At 67.3% G+C, this 15,953-nt stretch carries 13 protein-coding genes; 6 read left to right on the top strand and 7 right to left on the bottom strand.

What is annotated here, in order from left to right; translation table 11 throughout:
• Positions 1-503, bottom strand: a 503-nt coding sequence (locus VBO01S_RS26915) for a tetratricopeptide repeat protein (protein ID WP_062481133.1), incomplete at its 3' end; no start/stop codon positions are given.
• 217 nt (positions 504-720) lie between these two features.
• Between VBO01S_RS26915 and tssJ the strand changes: the two genes are divergently transcribed.
• The 4 genes from tssJ (at position 721) to tssA (ending at position 4,738) form a co-directional block, all read left to right on the top strand.
• Complete coding sequence (tssJ, locus tag VBO01S_RS26910) at positions 721-1,341, top strand: type VI secretion system lipoprotein TssJ (RefSeq protein ID WP_062481131.1); 621 nt, start codon at positions 721-723, stop codon at positions 1,339-1,341.
• A 79-nt stretch (positions 1,342-1,420) separates the two neighbouring features.
• Positions 1,421-2,767: a type VI secretion system baseplate subunit TssK gene (gene tssK / locus VBO01S_RS26905; protein ID WP_062481129.1), complete on the top strand. Its 1,347-nt coding sequence runs from the start codon at positions 1,421-1,423 to the stop codon at positions 2,765-2,767.
• A 16-nt stretch (positions 2,768-2,783) separates the two neighbouring features.
• Positions 2,784-3,581 carry a type IVB secretion system protein IcmH/DotU gene (gene icmH / locus VBO01S_RS26900; protein ID WP_062481127.1) on the top strand — a complete coding sequence of 266 codons (798 nt, stop codon included), beginning with the start codon at positions 2,784-2,786 and terminating at the stop codon, positions 3,579-3,581.
• Positions 3,578-4,738 carry a type VI secretion system protein TssA gene (gene tssA / locus VBO01S_RS26895; RefSeq protein WP_062481125.1) on the top strand — a complete coding sequence of 387 codons (1,161 nt, stop codon included), beginning with the start codon at positions 3,578-3,580 and terminating at the stop codon, positions 4,736-4,738. Before icmH ends, tssA begins: the two co-directional genes overlap by 4 nt.
• A gap of 56 nt (positions 4,739-4,794) precedes the next feature.
• Here the strand turns inward: tssA and VBO01S_RS26890 are convergent, their stop codons facing one another.
• From VBO01S_RS26890 to VBO01S_RS26865, 6 genes are all read right to left on the bottom strand, one after another.
• Positions 4,795-5,637, bottom strand: coding sequence for an OmpA family protein (locus VBO01S_RS26890; RefSeq protein ID WP_062481123.1), 843 nt, complete (start codon positions 5,635-5,637; stop codon positions 4,795-4,797).
• Positions 5,638-5,644: 7 nt separating this feature from the next.
• A complete protein-coding gene (gene tagF, locus VBO01S_RS26885) occupies positions 5,645-6,628 on the bottom strand; it encodes a type VI secretion system-associated protein TagF (RefSeq protein ID WP_062481121.1) in 984 nt (327 codons plus the stop codon).
• On the bottom strand, positions 6,625-10,491 hold the full coding sequence (tssM, locus tag VBO01S_RS26880; protein ID WP_062481119.1) for a type VI secretion system membrane subunit TssM: 3,867 nt from the start codon (positions 10,489-10,491) through the stop codon (positions 6,625-6,627). Before tssM ends, tagF begins: the two co-directional genes overlap by 4 nt.
• Positions 10,492-10,515: 24 nt before the next feature.
• The gene (locus tag VBO01S_RS26875; protein WP_062481117.1) at positions 10,516-11,988 is read right to left on the bottom strand and encodes a hypothetical protein; all 1,473 of its coding nucleotides are present in this window, start codon (positions 11,986-11,988) and stop codon (positions 10,516-10,518) included.
• 102 nt (positions 11,989-12,090) lie between these two features.
• Complete coding sequence (locus VBO01S_RS26870; RefSeq protein WP_062481115.1) at positions 12,091-12,384, bottom strand: PAAR domain-containing protein; 294 nt, start codon at positions 12,382-12,384, stop codon at positions 12,091-12,093.
• A 60-nt stretch (positions 12,385-12,444) separates the two neighbouring features.
• The gene (locus VBO01S_RS26865) at positions 12,445-13,287 is read right to left on the bottom strand and encodes a M15 family metallopeptidase (RefSeq protein WP_370681903.1); all 843 of its coding nucleotides are present in this window, start codon (positions 13,285-13,287) and stop codon (positions 12,445-12,447) included.
• Positions 13,288-13,447: 160 nt separating this feature from the next.
• Between VBO01S_RS26865 and VBO01S_RS26860 the strand changes: the two genes are divergently transcribed.
• Positions 13,448-14,254, top strand: a complete 807-nt coding sequence (locus tag VBO01S_RS26860; RefSeq protein WP_062481113.1) for a hypothetical protein — start codon at positions 13,448-13,450, stop codon at positions 14,252-14,254.
• Positions 14,255-14,279: 25 nt separating this feature from the next.
• On the top strand, positions 14,280-15,953 hold a 1,674-nt coding region (locus VBO01S_RS26855; RefSeq protein WP_169805091.1), incomplete at its 3' end, for a type VI secretion system Vgr family protein.

Genomic DNA, 15,953 nt, shown 5'->3' with positions numbered 1-15,953 from the left:
CGCGTGGGTGCCGGCTTGGCTTCGGGGCCGGCGGGCACCAGGACCGACAGGCCCAGGGTTTCGCGCAGCAGGGCGGCCAGGCGGTAGGCATCGGCGTTGGCGTCGCCGCTCAGGCTGCTGTCCTTGCCCAGGTCCTCGATGGAGCGGGCCGCCAGGCGCAGGCCGCCCACGGCGGTGATGCTCTTGGCCTGCCGGCTGGAGGGGTCGCGGCGCAGCGACTCCTCGGCGGCCGAGATGGCCAGGCTGTAGCGGCCTTCGTTGAAGTAGATCTGCGCGATGCGCGACCACGGCTCACCGCGGGTCGGGTTGTCGGTGGCGAGCTGCTGGTACTGGCGGATGACGGGCGCCTTGTCGCCAGTGGCGGCTGCCGCGGCGGCATCGACCTCGGCCAGGCTCTTGTTGTAGGCGGCGGTCGCCTGCGCAACGGCCGCGTCCGGCGTGGTGGTACAGGCCGACAAAAAGACGGTGCTCGCAATGGCACCGGCAATCATCGTGCGCGACATGATTTTTCGAATCGACACATTCCCCCCTGATCTGACTTTTTAGCAGGCCGCAATCATTCATTAAATTGCGACCGTTGACAATAACAATACACGATACTACAGCCGCGTGGATGGCAAATGACGGGGGCGGATTAATGCTAATTTCCTAATCGAAAGTCATTTTCGAAATCGGTTAATCCTATTTGGTCCATCGAAATATTGTTACGGCTCGCTTTTAATGAAAATATTAATTACATCTGGCGCGCTGCTGGCCGCGTTGATGCTCGGCGGGTGCAGCTCGCCGGCGCTCACGATCGCCAACATCGCGCTCGAGGCGAGCGGACTGAAGAAGCCCGAGCTGCCCGAGTCGCAAAAGCCCCCGCGCAAGGTGACGATGTCGATCGCCGCGGGCAAGAACCTCAACGCCGACGGCCGCAACCGCCCGCTGTCCGTGGTGATGCGCATCTACAAGCTGAAGGAAACGACGGGCTTCTACCAGTCGTCCTTCGACGCCTTCGTCACGCCGGGTCGCGACAAGACGCAGCTGGGCGACGACCTCGTCGAGAGCCGCGAGATCACGCTCATTCCCGACCAGCAATACACCTGGACCGAGATGGTTCCGCGCAGCGCCAACGCGGTGGCCGTGGTGGTGCTGTTCCACTCGCCCGACGCACAGCGCTGGCGCTTCGCCTTCAACGCCGCCGACGCCGAAAAGACCGGCATCGTGATGGGCGCGCATGCCTGCGCGCTCACCGTCACGACAGGCGCGGTGGTGGGCCAGCAGAACGCACAAGGCGCGGCCCCCACGGGCGCGCTCAACCTGTTGGGGCCGGTGACTTGCCGGCCCTCGCCCGCCTGATCTGCAGCGACGGCGGGCCTGTCCGAGTCGACACGACGATGCGATACATTCAAAAAAAATTGTGGGGAGTTGATCCGACGTGAGCTACGCAGCCAAGGTCCTCTGGGGAGAGGGCTTGTTTCTACGCCCCCAGCATTTCCAGCGCCAAGACGCGTACCACGAGGCGCGCCTGCGCGCCACGGCGCAGACGCTGCATCCGTACTTCTGGGGCGTGCGCTCCATCAGCTTCGACCTCGATGCGCTGGCCAGCGGCATGCTGCGCGCCTCGCAGCTGTCGCTGGTGTTCCCCGACGGCGAACCGTACGCGGCGCCGCAGGCCGACGCGCTGCCCCCGCCCATCTCGCTGGACACGCTGAGTCCGGGCCAGAACGAGATCACCTTCTACCTGGTGCTGCACCCGGTGAAGGAACTCGGCAAGAACTACACCGACCCCAACGAGGAAGGCTTTGCCGCGCGCTACACCAGCGACGCGACGCAGTCGCTCGACCTGTACACCAACGCCGTGAGCGCCGAGGTGGTGTTCCTGCGCAAGAGCGTGAAGCTCCTGGCCGACACCGAGCCGCGCGAGCAGTTCGTGTCGATCCCCGTGATCCGCATCCGCCGCACCGCCGCGGGCGGCTTCGAGATCGACCGCAGCTTCGTGCCGCCGTGCACCAGCATCGACGCCTCGCCCACCGTGTTCCAGCAGCTGCGCCGGCTGCTCGACGTGCTGCAGGCCAAGGTCAATTCGCTGTACGGCATCCACCGCGAGCCGAGCAAGAACATCATCGAGTTCCGCTCGGGCGACATCGCCTCGTTCTGGCTGCTGCACACGGCCAACTCGGCGTTCGCCTCGCTCTCGCACCTGTTCCATCACCCGTCGCTGCACCCGGAGCGGCTGTTCCAGGAACTGCTGAGCCTGGCCGGCGCGCTGATGACGTTCGCCAAGACCTACTCGCTGAACGACCTGCCGGTGTACGACCACGAGAAGCCCGGCCCGGCCTTCGCCGAGCTCGACCGCATCGTGCGCGACCTGCTCGACACCGTCATCTCCACGCGCTACTTCGCCATTGCGCTCACCGAGACGCGCAATGCCTTCTACCTGGGGCGCCTGGACTCCGGCAAGATCGACGAGAAGACCGTGTTCTACATGTCGGTCACCGCCAGCATGCCGGCCGCCGAGCTGGCCGAGGTGGTGCCGCAGCGCTTCAAGATCGGCGCGCCCGAAGACGTCGACAAGCTGGTGCTCTCGGCCATGCCAGGCGTGCGCATCGTCTACGCGCCGCAGGTGCCGCCGGCCATCCCGATCCGCGCGGGCGCGTGCTACTTCTCCATCGACAGCAAGAGCCAGCTGTACGACCGCATGCTGCAGGCGCAAAGCGTCACCATCTACGCGCCGGCCGGCATCCCCGACATGCAACTCGAACTGATCGCCGTGACCGGCTGATCACCCGCCCGATCGTATGAACACCACCACCCTCAACAAGGCCCCTTCCCTGCTGGGCGCCGACGCGCCGCCGGCCTCGTTCACGCCGGCCGGCGTGGCGCCCGACGCCGATTCGAGCCTGCTCGATCTGCTGTACGACGGCTTCGTGATGCTGTTCCTGCTGAAGAAGAAGCAGCAGCCGGCCACCACCGAGCAGTTCCTCACGGGCATCCGCAACTACCTGGGCGAGTTCGAGCGCAACGCGCGCAAGCTCGACGCCACGGCCGAGCAGATCCACGCAGCCAAGTACGCCTTCTGCGCCACGGTCGACGAGTTCGTGCTCTCGGCGCCCGAGTTCGCCATCCGCTCCGAATGGGAGCGCCGGCCGCTGCAGCTCACGCTGTTCGGCGACCAGCTGGCGGGCGAGAACTTCTTCAACATGCTCGAGGTCGAGCGGGCGCACGGCGCCGCGCGCATCCAGACGCTCGAGGTGTTCTACATGTGCCTGCTGCTGGGCTTCCAGGGCAAGTACGCCATCGACGGCACCGAGAAGCTGGCCTACCTCACGGCCCGCGTGGGCGACGAGATCGCCAACGCGCGCGGCAAGCGCACGCCCTTCGCACCGCACTGGCCGCTACCCGACCTCATCTCGCACTCGCTCAAGCGCGAAGCGCCGCAGTGGGTGGTGGCCGCGCTGTTCGCGCTCATCGGGCTGCTGGGCTTCATCGGCCTGTCGGCGCACCTGGGCAGCACCACGCAGGGCGCGCTCGCGAGCTACCAGGACATCGTGAAGCTCGGCCCGCGCCAGGCCAACCTGACGATCTCGCTGCCATGACCACGGCCGCGACGAACCGCCTCGACCTCGCGGCCCTGCTGGCCCCGATCTCGGAGGCCAAGCCCTGCGGCGAGGACATGCTGTTCTCGCGCGAGTTCGACGCCATCCAGGAAGCGCGCAAGCACGACGACCCCTCGCTCGAACAGGGCGAATGGGTCATCGAGCTGAAGGAGGCCAACTGGCCTTTCGTGATTTCGGAGTGCGAGAAGCTGCTGCGCGCCTCCACCAAGGACCTGCGCCTGGGCGTGTGGCTCACCGACGCGCTGGCCAGCCAGCGCGGCTTCGAGGGGCTGGCCGACGGCTACCGCCTGCTCAGCGGCCTGTGCCGCCAGTACTGGGACGAACTGCATCCGCAGCCCGAAGGTGGCGACATCGAGATGCGCATCGGCACCGTCACCTGGCTGATCTCGCGCTCGGTCGAGCTGCTGCAGCGCGCGCCCATCGTGAGCGACGGCCACACCGGCCACAGCGCGCTGGTGTGGGAGACCGCGCTGGCGCTCGACCAGGCCATCCGCCGCACGCCGGCGCAGGCCGACGAGCTGCAGCGCAACAAGGTGACGCTCGAGCAGTTCGACCGCCTGCGCCGCGCCACGCCCGCGAAGTTCCTGCAGAAGACGCACCGCGACGTGCAGGCCTGCGAGCAGGCGCTGGCCGAGTTCGAGGCCGTGTTCGACGAACGCACCGCCTCCAACGGCCCGAGCTTTCGCGCCGCGAAGGACGCGGCCGCCGCCATCCGCCAGGCCGTCGAGCGCTTCGCGCGCGAGGCCGGCGTGCCGATCGACAACGGCGCGGCACAGCAAGCCACCGCCGCTGCACCGGCCGCCAGCGCACCGGCTGTCCCGACCCGCATCGAACCTGTCTTCGACGCCGCCATGCCCCATTCATCTCCCACCTACCACGCGGCGGTGCATGTGCCCGCCGCGCTGCCGCCCGGCATCCACAGCCGCGCGCAGGCCATCGCGCAGCTCAAGGAAGTGGCGGCGTATTTCGAGCAGACCGAGCCTTCGAGCCCGGCCGCCTACATGGCGAACAAGGCCGCGCGCTGGGCCGACATGCCGCTGCATGCGTGGCTGCGCAACGTGATCAAGAACGAGCAGGAGCTGGCCCAGCTGGTGGACCTGCTCGATCTGCCCAAGGGCGACGACGAGTCGCGCTGACTTCGCGCCTTCGCGCTGAGTGAAAGAAGAAAGGCCCGCGTTGCGGGCCTTTTTCTTTAGCGTCCCACCCGGAACTCGATGCGCCGGTTGCGCGAGCGCCCCTCGTCGGTCGCGTTGCTCGCCACCGGTTGGTCCGGGCCCACGCCCGAGGTCGTGAGCGTCATCGGGTCGATGCCCTTGCCCACCAGGTAGCCCTTGACCGATTCGGCGCGCGACTGGCTCAGCGCCAGGTTCGACGTGCGGTTGCCGGCGTTGTCGGTGTGGCCCACCACCGCCACCGACTTGTTCGTGAGCTTCTGCAGGATCGGCGCCATCTCGTCGAGGATGGCGCGGCCCTTGCCCGTGAGCGTGGCGCTGCCCAGCTCGAACTCGATGGTGCGGTTGCCCAGCACCTGGTCGACCGCGATCTGCTCCGACGCGGGCACGCGCAGGCTGTTCTTGATGGTGTAGGTCGGGTTGAGCGAATTCGCCATGTCGCTCACGATCTTCTGGCGCAGCGCCTCGTTGCCGACCTCGCCGCTGAGCGCCATCTGCGTGCCCTCGATCTGGAGCTGGCCGCGGTGGATGTCCTTGAGCGAGGGCGTGATCAGCCGCTGCACGTTGGCGCTCCAGTTGGCCGGCATGCTGACGGTGTTCACCACCTCGATCTTGTCGATCACGCCGCTGGGCCCGTAGACGCGGCGCAGCGCCTCGATGACGGCGATGCGCGTGGCTTCGTCGGGCACCTGCCCGCCGGCCACGACCGGCTCGCCCTTGCCGACGGCCGCGGCCGTGGTCTCGACGCGGGCGGCGGTGGCGCCCGCCGCGGGTGGTTGTTGGGGTTGCTGGGCCTGCACGGCCGGCACGAGCGCGAGCCCGCAGGCCATGGACAGCACGAGAACGCGCAAAGAACAATTCATGACCTTGTCATTCCCCGATGAAGACTTCGCGAAAGGCGGTGAGCACGATGTCCAGCGGCAGCTGCGGCTGGTCGAGGTAGCTCACCAGCTTGAACATCGCGTAGTTGCTGTGGATGGTGTCCTCGACCCACTCCGGGTTGTCGATGTCGATGTTGTGCTCGGTGTAGACCTGCGGATGCAGCACGCTTTGCAGGCTGCGCGGCGACAGGCCGTTGAAGCCGATCACCAGCCGCGAGCGGCCGTCGATCTCGGTGACCAGCAGCACCAGTTCGAAGTCGGCCTTGGCCAGGAACTGCGACACCATCTCGAGCCAGAAGGTGGCGATCAGCGACCGGTCGACCGGGTCGCGCGGCAGCGGCAGCGTGAGCCCCTTTTCCAGGTGCGACACGGCGCTGGCCATCACCGGCTGCAGCAGCAGGCCCAGCGCCAGGATGGCGCGGCGCAGCGACACCTTGTGGCCGTCGAAGTTGAGCATCTGCTCGATGCGCAGCAGGCTGGTGTCGCGCGTGAACGCCGCATAGGTGGCGCGCGAGGCCGACTTCTTGAAGCCCGTCTCGATGGCCGGATCGATGGCCTCGAACTTCTTCAGCTCGTTGTCCAGGTCGGTGCCGGCCGCCAGCGACTGCACCTGCACCGCCATGCGGTCCCAGTAGGGGCCGATGAGCATCGGCGCGCCGCGCATGAAGTCGAGCGCCTCGTCCACGTCCACCGAAGTGGCCGCCAGGAACGGGTAGCGGCGCGACGACTCGTCGCGGCTGGGGCGCACGTGCCCCGCAATGGCCACGCGACTGCGCGAGCCCAGGCACACGAAGTGCATCGGCGCGGCGTTGTCGTAGATCAGCTTCCAGCGCGGGTCTTCCGACAGCATCTCCATGGTCTGCGACAGCCAGTGGTCGAACGCCTTGATGAGCTGCGGGTTGTACAGGCCCTTCACGAAGTCGCCGCGTCCGGGCAACTTGCCGAAGTAGCACAGCTGTTGTGGCGCGCTCATTTGCCTGCTCCCCCTGCCTGCACCGGCGCCTGGGCCGGTGCCTGAACCGCTGCGGGTGCTGCTGCGCGCGGCACACCGATCTCCGCGACCGTCGACGGCAGCACCGTGCCGCGCAGGCCCTTGCCCTGCGGCGAATCGCCGCCCGAACCAGCCGACTGCGTGTTCTGGATCACGCGCAGCTTGACGGTCACGCTCGCGTTGTCGCGCGCCCACGTGAGCTCGAAGCTGCCGTCGGGCAACTTGGTGCGCTGCGCCGTGCTCAGCAGGCGCTCCAGGCCGAAGTTGCCCGGCTCGTTGATCAGCTCGACCGTGCGCCCGTCGAAGGTGACGGCGGTGATCTTCGCGCCCGGCGTGCCCTGTGCGTTGGGCCAGACGAAGTTGGACCACTGCGGCGGCGTGTTGCGGTAGCGCAACTGCTGGCCGTCGATCTCGACCATGTATTCCGTCAGGCCCGACACGGGCTGCGGCAGGATCTGGAACAGCGTCTGCGGCTGCGCGCTGCCGCCAGCCCCGGCCGCGGCACCGCCCGACAGCGGCGCCACCCACTGCGCAAAGCCGTTCACGAAATCGGGGCTCAGCGTGAGGCCCTGGTCGCCCCAGGCGCGCGGCGACAGCAGGTCGCCGCGGCGGATCACCAGCGAGCCCAGCGTGGTCGTCACGAACTTGCCGATGGCGCCTTCAGGTCCGAAGAACTGCGCGATCTCCGCCGGCGAGGCCTCGATCTTCGCGCTCGCCGAGAACGGGTACTTGGTGGCCAGCGACTGCTGGAACGGTTGGTGCACCTGCGCACTCCAGATCTTGTTGACCTCCACCGCCGTCGGCTGCACCGTCACTGCATAGGCCTGCAGCAGCGGGCGCACCAGCAGCGGGCGCAGCGCCTGGCGCTGCGCGGCGTCCATGCCGGTGAGCATCTGTTCGTCGACGTACTTGAGCGCGTCGGCCAGCTCGGAGCCGTTGCCTTCCAGCGTCTGCTGCATGAGCTGGCGCGCGCCCGGACCGGGGTCGCCCTGGTTCTTGATCTGGTTGAAGCGCCCGCGCAGCTTGGACAGCGTGCCCAGGTAGCCGCGCAGCAGCGAGGTGTTGTCGCGCTCGACCACCAGGCGCGCCACGCCCGCGAACTCGCGCCCGATCGGGCCCATCGGGATTTCCGTGGCGCCGCCGTTGAGGTCGACGTTCACGTTCACCTGCGACGGCGTGGCGCGGCTGAAGAGGCGCTTGAACCAGTTGAAGGCGCCAGTGCGCGCCTGCTGCAGGCCGGCGTTGACCAGCGAGGGGTTGTCCCACGAGGTCTGGTCGTACACCGTGTCGAAGACCTTGCGGATCGGCGAGTTCTGCGGATCGCCCAGCTGGTTCATCGCCACCACGGCCTGCTCGAAGCTGCCCATGTCCTTCACCGCGATGCCCTGCAGGAAGCGCTGCCACTCCTTGGCGTACTCCAGCTTGTACATGGTGGCCAGCGTCTTGCGGATCTGCTCCGGGCTGCCTTCGAGCGTCAGGTCGTCGTTGCCGGCGACGTTGAGCACCCAGTCCTTGCTGGAGGTTTCCTTGTTGGCGGCGTCGCGGATCGCGTCGTCCACGTACTGCTGCCAGGCCTCGCGCGTGAACGCGCCCGAGATGGCGACGCTGCCGGCGAGGGTGCCTTCGGCTTCGGCGCCGCCGGCCGTGGCCCCGAGGATGCGCGCCACGGTCATCGGCGCGAAGCGCGTGGAGGCGCGCGCCTTGATCTCGGCATACACGCGTTCGCGCGCTGGCATGCCGCGCACCACGCGGCGCAGGTTGTCGCGCGTCTGCTCGACCAGCGCCAGGTTGGTGTCGGCCAGTGCGGGCCAGTTGTCGTCGCCCACGCGGCGCAGGTAGAAGGTGATCATGCGCTCGGCGTCACGGATGACCGCCGCGCGCGGCATGTCGCCGCGGTTGCTCTCGAGCCAGCCGCGCCAGAAGCGCGAGATCTGGTCGGTGAGGTGCGCCGTTTCCACCTGCCGCTTGTCGGACAGCATGAGGTAGGTCTTGAGCGCGTTGTAGGCGTCCTGCACGTCGGCCGGCGAGGAGCCGGCGTACAGGCCGCCGCCTTCCGGCACTGCGGCGGGTGCCGTGGTGGTCGCGGCACCGGCGACCGGCAGCGGCGCGGGCGATGTACCGCCCGTCAGTGCGGCCACCGCGTCGGCGCGCTTCAGGCGGTCGGGGTGCGCATTGACCTCGCGCAGGAAGGCCTGCAGGTTGTCCGACACCGGCGCGAGCATGAGCTGCTTCACGCCGCCGTAGTACTCGGCCACCAGCTTGTCTTCGAGCTGGCTGCCCTGGTACAGGCCCAGCGACAGCGACAGCGGCCGGTCGTTGCGGAATTTCTCGAGCTGCTCGATGCGGTCCTGCAGGATGCCCAGCGCCTCGAAGCGCGTGCGCAGGCCGTTGTCGCTGGCCTGCAGCTTGACCACCTTGTCGAGGTCGGCCTGCACGTTCTCCACCAGCTGGCGGTTGCCGAGGTACGACCAGGTCCAGCCGCCGAGCAGGAGGCCCAGCACGGCGACGAAGGCGAAGAAGCTCACGTAGCGCACGCGCGCCTTCACGGGGCTGGAGAACTGCCGCACCGTCTTCTTGTCGGCAAAGATCACCTTGGAGAACAGGTCGCGCAGGAAGAATCCGTTCTGCGAATAGATTTCCTTCGACTTGGTGGCCGCATTGCTCAGCGTGAGCCCGAAGCGCTTGGCGATGCGCTCGGTCGACAGGCTGCGCATCGTGCCTTCCTGCAAGGCACTGGTGAAGTAGAAGCCGCGGAACACCGGCTTGTGCTGGAAGGGGTTGCTCTCGAACAGCGTGGCCAGGAAGGCGCGCAGCGCGGGCTTGATGGCCGCGAACTCCAGCGGAAAAATCAACAGCTCGGGCGACGGGTCGCTGCTGCGGTGGTTCGCGAAGTGCGAAACGCTGATTTCCTTCAGGCCCATGTAGAGCTCGTCGAAGCGCTTGTCGAACAGCGCCACGGCATCCTGCTTTTCGTCGCCGTCGTAGGGCAGAGAGGCGCCCCACACGCGGTCGCGCTCCATCTTGTCGCTGTCGCCGAAGAATTCCGCAAAGCCGGTGATCAGGTCGGCCTTGGTGAACATCACGTACACCGGCGCGAACACCTCGAGCCGCTCGGTGAGCTCCTGCATGCGCTGGCGCAGGTTCTTCGCGAGTTGAATGGCGAAGTCGGGCCGGCTGCCGATCAGCTCGGGAATGCTGGCCGTGATGATGATGCCGTTGATGGGCGCCTTCGGCCGGTACTTCTTGAGCAGGTCGAGGAAGCCGAACCACTCCTTGCGGTCTTCCTGGTGAATCGAATAGCGCCCCGCCGTGTCGAGCACGATGCCTTCGGTGGTGAAGAACCAGTCGCAGTTGCGCGTGCCGCCGATGCCCTGGATCACCGCGTTGCCCTTGTCGGCGAACGGGAACTGCAGGCCCGAGTTCAGGATGGCGCTGCTCTTGCCCGCGGCCGGGTTGCCGATGACCATGTACCAGGGCAGCTCGTACAGCGCCTCGCTGCCCGACATCTGCCCGATCTTCGAGGTCTTGATGGTCTTGACCGCCTCGACCATGCGCCCGCGCAGCTCGTCGATCTCGGCCTTGCGCTCGGGATCGCTGTCGCGCACGGCGGCATCGGCCTGGTCCTCGAGCATGTCGCCGAGCTTGCGGTTGGCCGCGCGCGTGCGCATGCGCCGCACGAACCACACCAGCAGCCACAACAGCAGCAGCACCACGAAGATGCCGACGGCCCAGATCGCGCCGACTTCGAGCGTCTGCGCCCCGAGCAGCAGGAACGCGCCGAGCGCGATGGCGCCGATCACCGACAAGGTGCGCGGATCGGCCAGGAAACTGAAGAATCGCCGCATAGAAGTTTCTGGAATCGGTCCTGTTTAAGTAGCGGGTGACGCGGGGCTCGCCGGGCCGGCCAGCAAGGCCGTCCGCGCGAGCGCGTCCTGCACGGAAATGGCGAGCACATGCCGTGCATCGCGCGCGGCCAGATGGCACGCGAGCACGACGGCGCTCATGTCGGCCGCGGCCCCCAGGTGACCCAGGGTGGCGCAGACGGAGAGGTTGTTTTCGAAGGGCACGTGCGGCAGCCGCTCCTGCACAAGCTTGGCCACTTCGGTGACGCGGCTGGTGCGGTGGTCGGCGTCGCTCACGACCCAGTCGACCTGGGCGGTCTCGAGAGCCGACGTAGCCATCAGATGTTGGGCGAAGCGATCGAGCAGGCTGGCATCGGGCGTGCGTGCCGTGTCGGCCGAGGCCTCGCGCTGGCCGCTTGCGCTGCGCGACAGGCGCACGGCCTCGGCCGGTGCCAGCAGTGCATCGCCGGCGCGCACGAGCAGCAGGCCCGCGGCGGCTTCGCCGGGCACGCGGCCCTTGCGGCGCGTGGCGGTGTACAGCAGGCCGTCGGCCTCCCAGCGCGCGATGCTGGCTTCGGACACCGAGGAGTCGGCCGCCAGCGCGATCCACAGCGCGGGCCTTTGCTCGCGATGCAGCGACAGGCTGATGCGGTCGAGCAGCGCCATGCCGGACACGCCGTCTTCGCTCTTGAAGCAGTCGACGAGCCAACGCTGCGACGCATCGCCCTCGCGCACGCGCTGCTGCACCCACTGCGTGGCGATCGCGCGTTCGCTCTCGCTCCATGCGCCCGGCAACAGCAGCGAGAGGTTCAGCTGCGGCGCCGCCGCCGGCCCCGGGATGACGCCGCCGCTGGACACGAAGCGCCCGGGCGCGCGCACCGCGAGCGCATCGCCGGCGTTCGCAATGGCTTCGGCCGCGGACGCCAGCAACTCCTGCAGCACGTCGGACATCAGGTGGATGGCGCGCAGCCGATCGTCGGGCAGCGCATCGACATCGAAAGATTCGCCTGCCGGTTGCAGGCTTTCGCGCAGGTGCTCGCGCAGCTCGTTCTCGTCGATGCCTTCGACGCGGCCCGCGATGACGGGGAAGCCTTCGCCGTCACGCAGTTCGGGAACGATCTCTGGCGTCTGCGCCTGGCCGATCGCGGTGGCCACGGTGTCGGCATCGCTGCCGCGCGGCGTGCGAAGGGCGAAGGCGAGCACGGCCATCTGCTGGCGCTCTTGCGAGGCGTCGGGTGCCGCGGCATTCGATGAGGCTGCGGCGCCTGCGGCCACTGTTGCCCCAGCTGCAGGCAACGCAGCAGCAGGTGCGGCCGTGAAGATGCGGCGCAGCACCACATAGAAGAGCATCAGCGCGAGCGGCAACACTACGAGGTAGAGCACGATGTCGCTCGTGCTCGGCATGCGCGCCGTGTACTGCCAGTAGACGATCACGAGCACCCACACCGTGATGAACACGGCGCAGGCCAAAAGAACGGGCTTGATCAGTCGCGACAGCATCCGGAGTTTTCGAACGCCTGGGTCACGCGAGGGCGATGGCAGCGGCCCACGCGGTCGCGTGACCGCATGCCATGCCTGCAGCCGAAGAAGGAGGCACTGCCGTCATTCGGACGCGGAAGCGATCTGGCTGGACAACAGCCTGCAGCCGCAGGCCGCACGGTCGCCGTGGCGCGCCACGCGACGGCCATCGATCGACACGCAGTCGCTGCCCGTCACGATGGGGTTGATGCCATGGCCGGGCCGTGGGCACGACACCATGTCGCCGATGCGCGCCACACGCCGTTCATCGATGTGCGTGTTTTCGGATGCGGTGATCACGAAGCCACCGTGGTCGGTCTTGTCATGCAGAACGATCCACGGGCGATCGTTGTCCGCCTCGGGTTGATCCTCACCCATTTGAACTCTCCCCCTTGATTGCCTCGTGGTGTGCCGGTGCGACAGATGTCGTCTCGGCATTCAGTTGCGTGACAATTTAAATCCCGGCTTGCGGTACTCCACGTGACCGTAATCCCTGAAGGACCATCGACCACCCCAGACCAAGCCCACGGACTCGGCCGCTTCACCATAGAGGCGATAGCCTTCCATGGCCCATGGATCTTTTTCAGAGATCACCAGCTTGCCATTGCGATAGAACGCGTTGTCTGCCGCAAGTCCATACTGATGATAGCTTTGATTGGCCTTCGCCATGGTCACTGTATTGCCCAATGCAGCGAGTTTGGCTTGTCGTTCGGGGCTGCGATAACCCTCGAGCAATGCGAGGTCGTAGCCGTGCTTTTCTTTCATGATCTTGTAGACGAGCAGCAAACGATTACGAAAGTCCACATCGAGAACAGCCCAGTCCCGACTGCCTTCTTTCGTGAGCGGACGAATCTGCTCCACCTCTGCGGTGGCAAACACCTCGGGCGGCAACGGCTGCGGCGGCACCAGCTGCTCGCCCTTGAGCAAGGCCTCTATCTTCGGGTCGCTTGTGGCGGCCCAGTCGTCGAAGAACAGAACCCGGCCACTTCCGAAAGTCACACTTAACAACACCGGCACGATAAGCAGACCCATGCCCGACAGCAACAAGTAGCGATGCCTTACGGCAAAAGTACGCACTCCCGAGCCGCTGTCGCGCATCAACTGAAAACTTGCTTCGGACACAAAACCAAGACGGCGTCCTATTCCAATAAAAAAGAATGCAATAGCAGTAGAAATGGAGACCGTCGCTCGCAACACACGGTCACGAAAAGAAGGGAACAAGAAGATGGCAAGTGCTGCCACCATCAAGGCAAAATAACAAAAGAGAGTGAAGAAGATCAACGGTGTTCAATGAGAGCCACTCAATTGTATGAGTCGCTTAAAAATTTGAACCCATCGCACGCAGCACCTTGTTGCATCCCAATTGCGATATCGCGTTGATCACGCCACATAAAGCCGAGGGGAGAAATCACATGCCCGCAGCCAGCCGGACCACCCATCCATGATGGGCGCGTCAGACGCCCACAAGGACCGACCGAGCCTGCTCGGTTCGAACGCACCCACCGCGGCCACATCGACCGCCGCACCCGGAAGCGAATCCACGCGGGTGCTCGCACAGTTCGGTGGCCGCGAGAGCGGCGCGCGTTCCTTCTTCGCACGGCCCGGCGTGTGGGCTTCGCTCGCGGTGTTGATCGGCGTGGCGGGTGCCACGACCTACCACCTGCAATCGAAGCGCGCGGATGCGGCAGCCACGACCGTGGCGGCAGCAACACCTGCGCCGGTTGCTGCGCCTGTCGCCAAGGAACCATCGAAACCCGAGACGCCCGTCACCGCCGCGGCACCGGAGCCCACGCCCGCGCGCATCATCGAAGGCGACAGTACGCCGCCGCCGGGACCACAGCAGCAACAACCACAGGCCTCCACGCCGTTCGCAGCCATCGGTGCGCAGCCCATGGCCGTGCCGCCGGCCGCGAAGCCTGCGCGCGTTGCAGCGGCAACATCCCCCGCGAAGAAAGCAGGTGCCGACAGCAAGGCCAGCGCCGCAGTCGCGAAGAAGCCGGAGCGCATCGCGTCGGGCTCGAAGAAGCCCGTGCGCACGGCCGCGAACGGCAAGCCCGTCAAGACCGCAGCAAAGCCCGCCGCGCGCACCGACCTCGCGCAAACGGCGGCACGGCCGAAGGGACCCGATCCCGACACCGACCTGCTGACCGCACTGCTCAAGCGCAGCAAGACCTCCGACCCCGCACCATCGGCGCAGGCCACTGCCGCAACGGCGGACTGCAAGCCGGGCGCACCTTGCAAACCTTGAGCATCCGAACCTGAGCGAATTCCCGATGCCTTCCGCTGACCGCAGCGCCCTGTGGGCCGAGCTGAGCCAGACGGCGCGGCTGTACCGCCTCGAAGCGCCGAGTGCTTCGTCGTCCTCCAACAGTGCCAGTGCCGCGCGCGAGAGCATCGACGCCTTGCGCGTGGAAGGCTGGGTGCAGCGCGAGGCGGTGTCGCAGCTGTTCGAGCTGCGCATCGTGTGCCTGAGCCTGCGCGCGGACCTGGCGCTGTCTTCATTGATCGACCAGCCGCTGACGTTGGTCACCGTGCTGGCCAATGGTTCGCTCGCACGGCGCACCGGATTGATTCGCGCCGTCGAGTCGCTCGGCTCCGATGGCGGCCTGGCGCGCTACCGCCTCACGCTCGTACCCTGGCTCTGGCTGGCCACCCAGCAGGGGCGCAGCCAGGTCTTCCAGCAGCGCAGCGTGGCAGACATCATCGAACGCGTGCTCGCCCCGTACGCCGAGGCCGGCAGCTGGGCCTTCTCCTCCGAAGTGAACAGCTTCCTGGCCGACGCCCCCGTTCGCACCTACTGCACCCAGTACCGCGAGAGCGACTACGACTTCTTCTCGCGCCTGCTGGCCGAAGAAGGCCTGGCCTGGCGCATCGAGGAAGACGCCCAGGCCCCGACGGGCCACAAGCTCGTGATCTTCTCGTCCAACGGCACCCAGCCCGCCGATGCGGGCTCGCCCGTTCGCTTTCACCGCAGGAGCTCCCAGGAGCGCAGCGACGCCGTGCAGGCGCTGGTGCGGCGCATGCGCCAGTCGGTGGCCCAGGTGCACCTGAGCGCCTGGAATGTCGACGGCAAGCGCCAGCTCACAGGCAGCGCACCCGCACGCTTTCCGGTCGGTGGCAAGAACGCCCCGCGCCTGGAATATGACGACGTGCTCGGCCTGAACGACCGCAGCCGCGGCTGGGACACCAACCGCACCGTCGAGCGCTACGCGGCCCTGATGATGGAAGCGGCCGAATGCCGCGCCGACCTGATGCTGGGCCACAGCACCGTGCGCACCTTGCGCGCGGGCACGCGCCTCGAGATCGACGACGCGCCCGCACTCGGGCTGCAGGCCAGGCCTGCGCTGCTGCTGGACACCATCGAGCATGTGGGCATCAACAATCTGCCCAAGGACACGGCGGCGTCGATTGCGGCGCAGCTGGGTGCGCTGACGGAGCACCTCGTGTTCGACCAGCCCTGCGCCCCTGTGACGGCCGAAGCCGACGTGTTCGGGCTGGTGTCTGCAGCAGTGGCAACAAGCAACGCTAACAACCTCTACCCGCAGCCCCAGAGCCTGGCCACCGCGCAAGCCCAGGGCTACGCCAACAGCTTCTCCGGCGTGCACGCCCCGCGCCCCTGGCGCCCCGCCCTGGCGGCGGCCGACGGTGCCCGCCTGCACGCCAGGCCCACGGCCAGCGGCGTGCACAGCGCCATTGTGGTCGGCCCTTCGGGCGAGACCACGCCCAACGGCGCCGACGAGCTGTACTGCAACGACCGCGGCGACGTGCGCGTGCGCTTCCACTGGCAGAACGGATCGAGCGAGAACGGCGGTAACGGCGACAGTGCCCAGGACAACCGCAGCACCCGCTGGATCCGCGTGGCCCAGCGCCAGGCCGGTCCCGGTATGGGCTGGCAGTGGCTGCCGCGCATCGGCCAGGAAGTGCTGGTCAAGTTCGTCGACCTGGAC

This window comes from Variovorax boronicumulans NBRC 103145, from assembly GCF_001591345.1.
GTDB lineage: Bacteria > Pseudomonadota > Gammaproteobacteria > Burkholderiales > Burkholderiaceae_C > Variovorax > Variovorax boronicumulans.
This window is presented reverse-complemented; position numbering and strand designations above follow the sequence as displayed.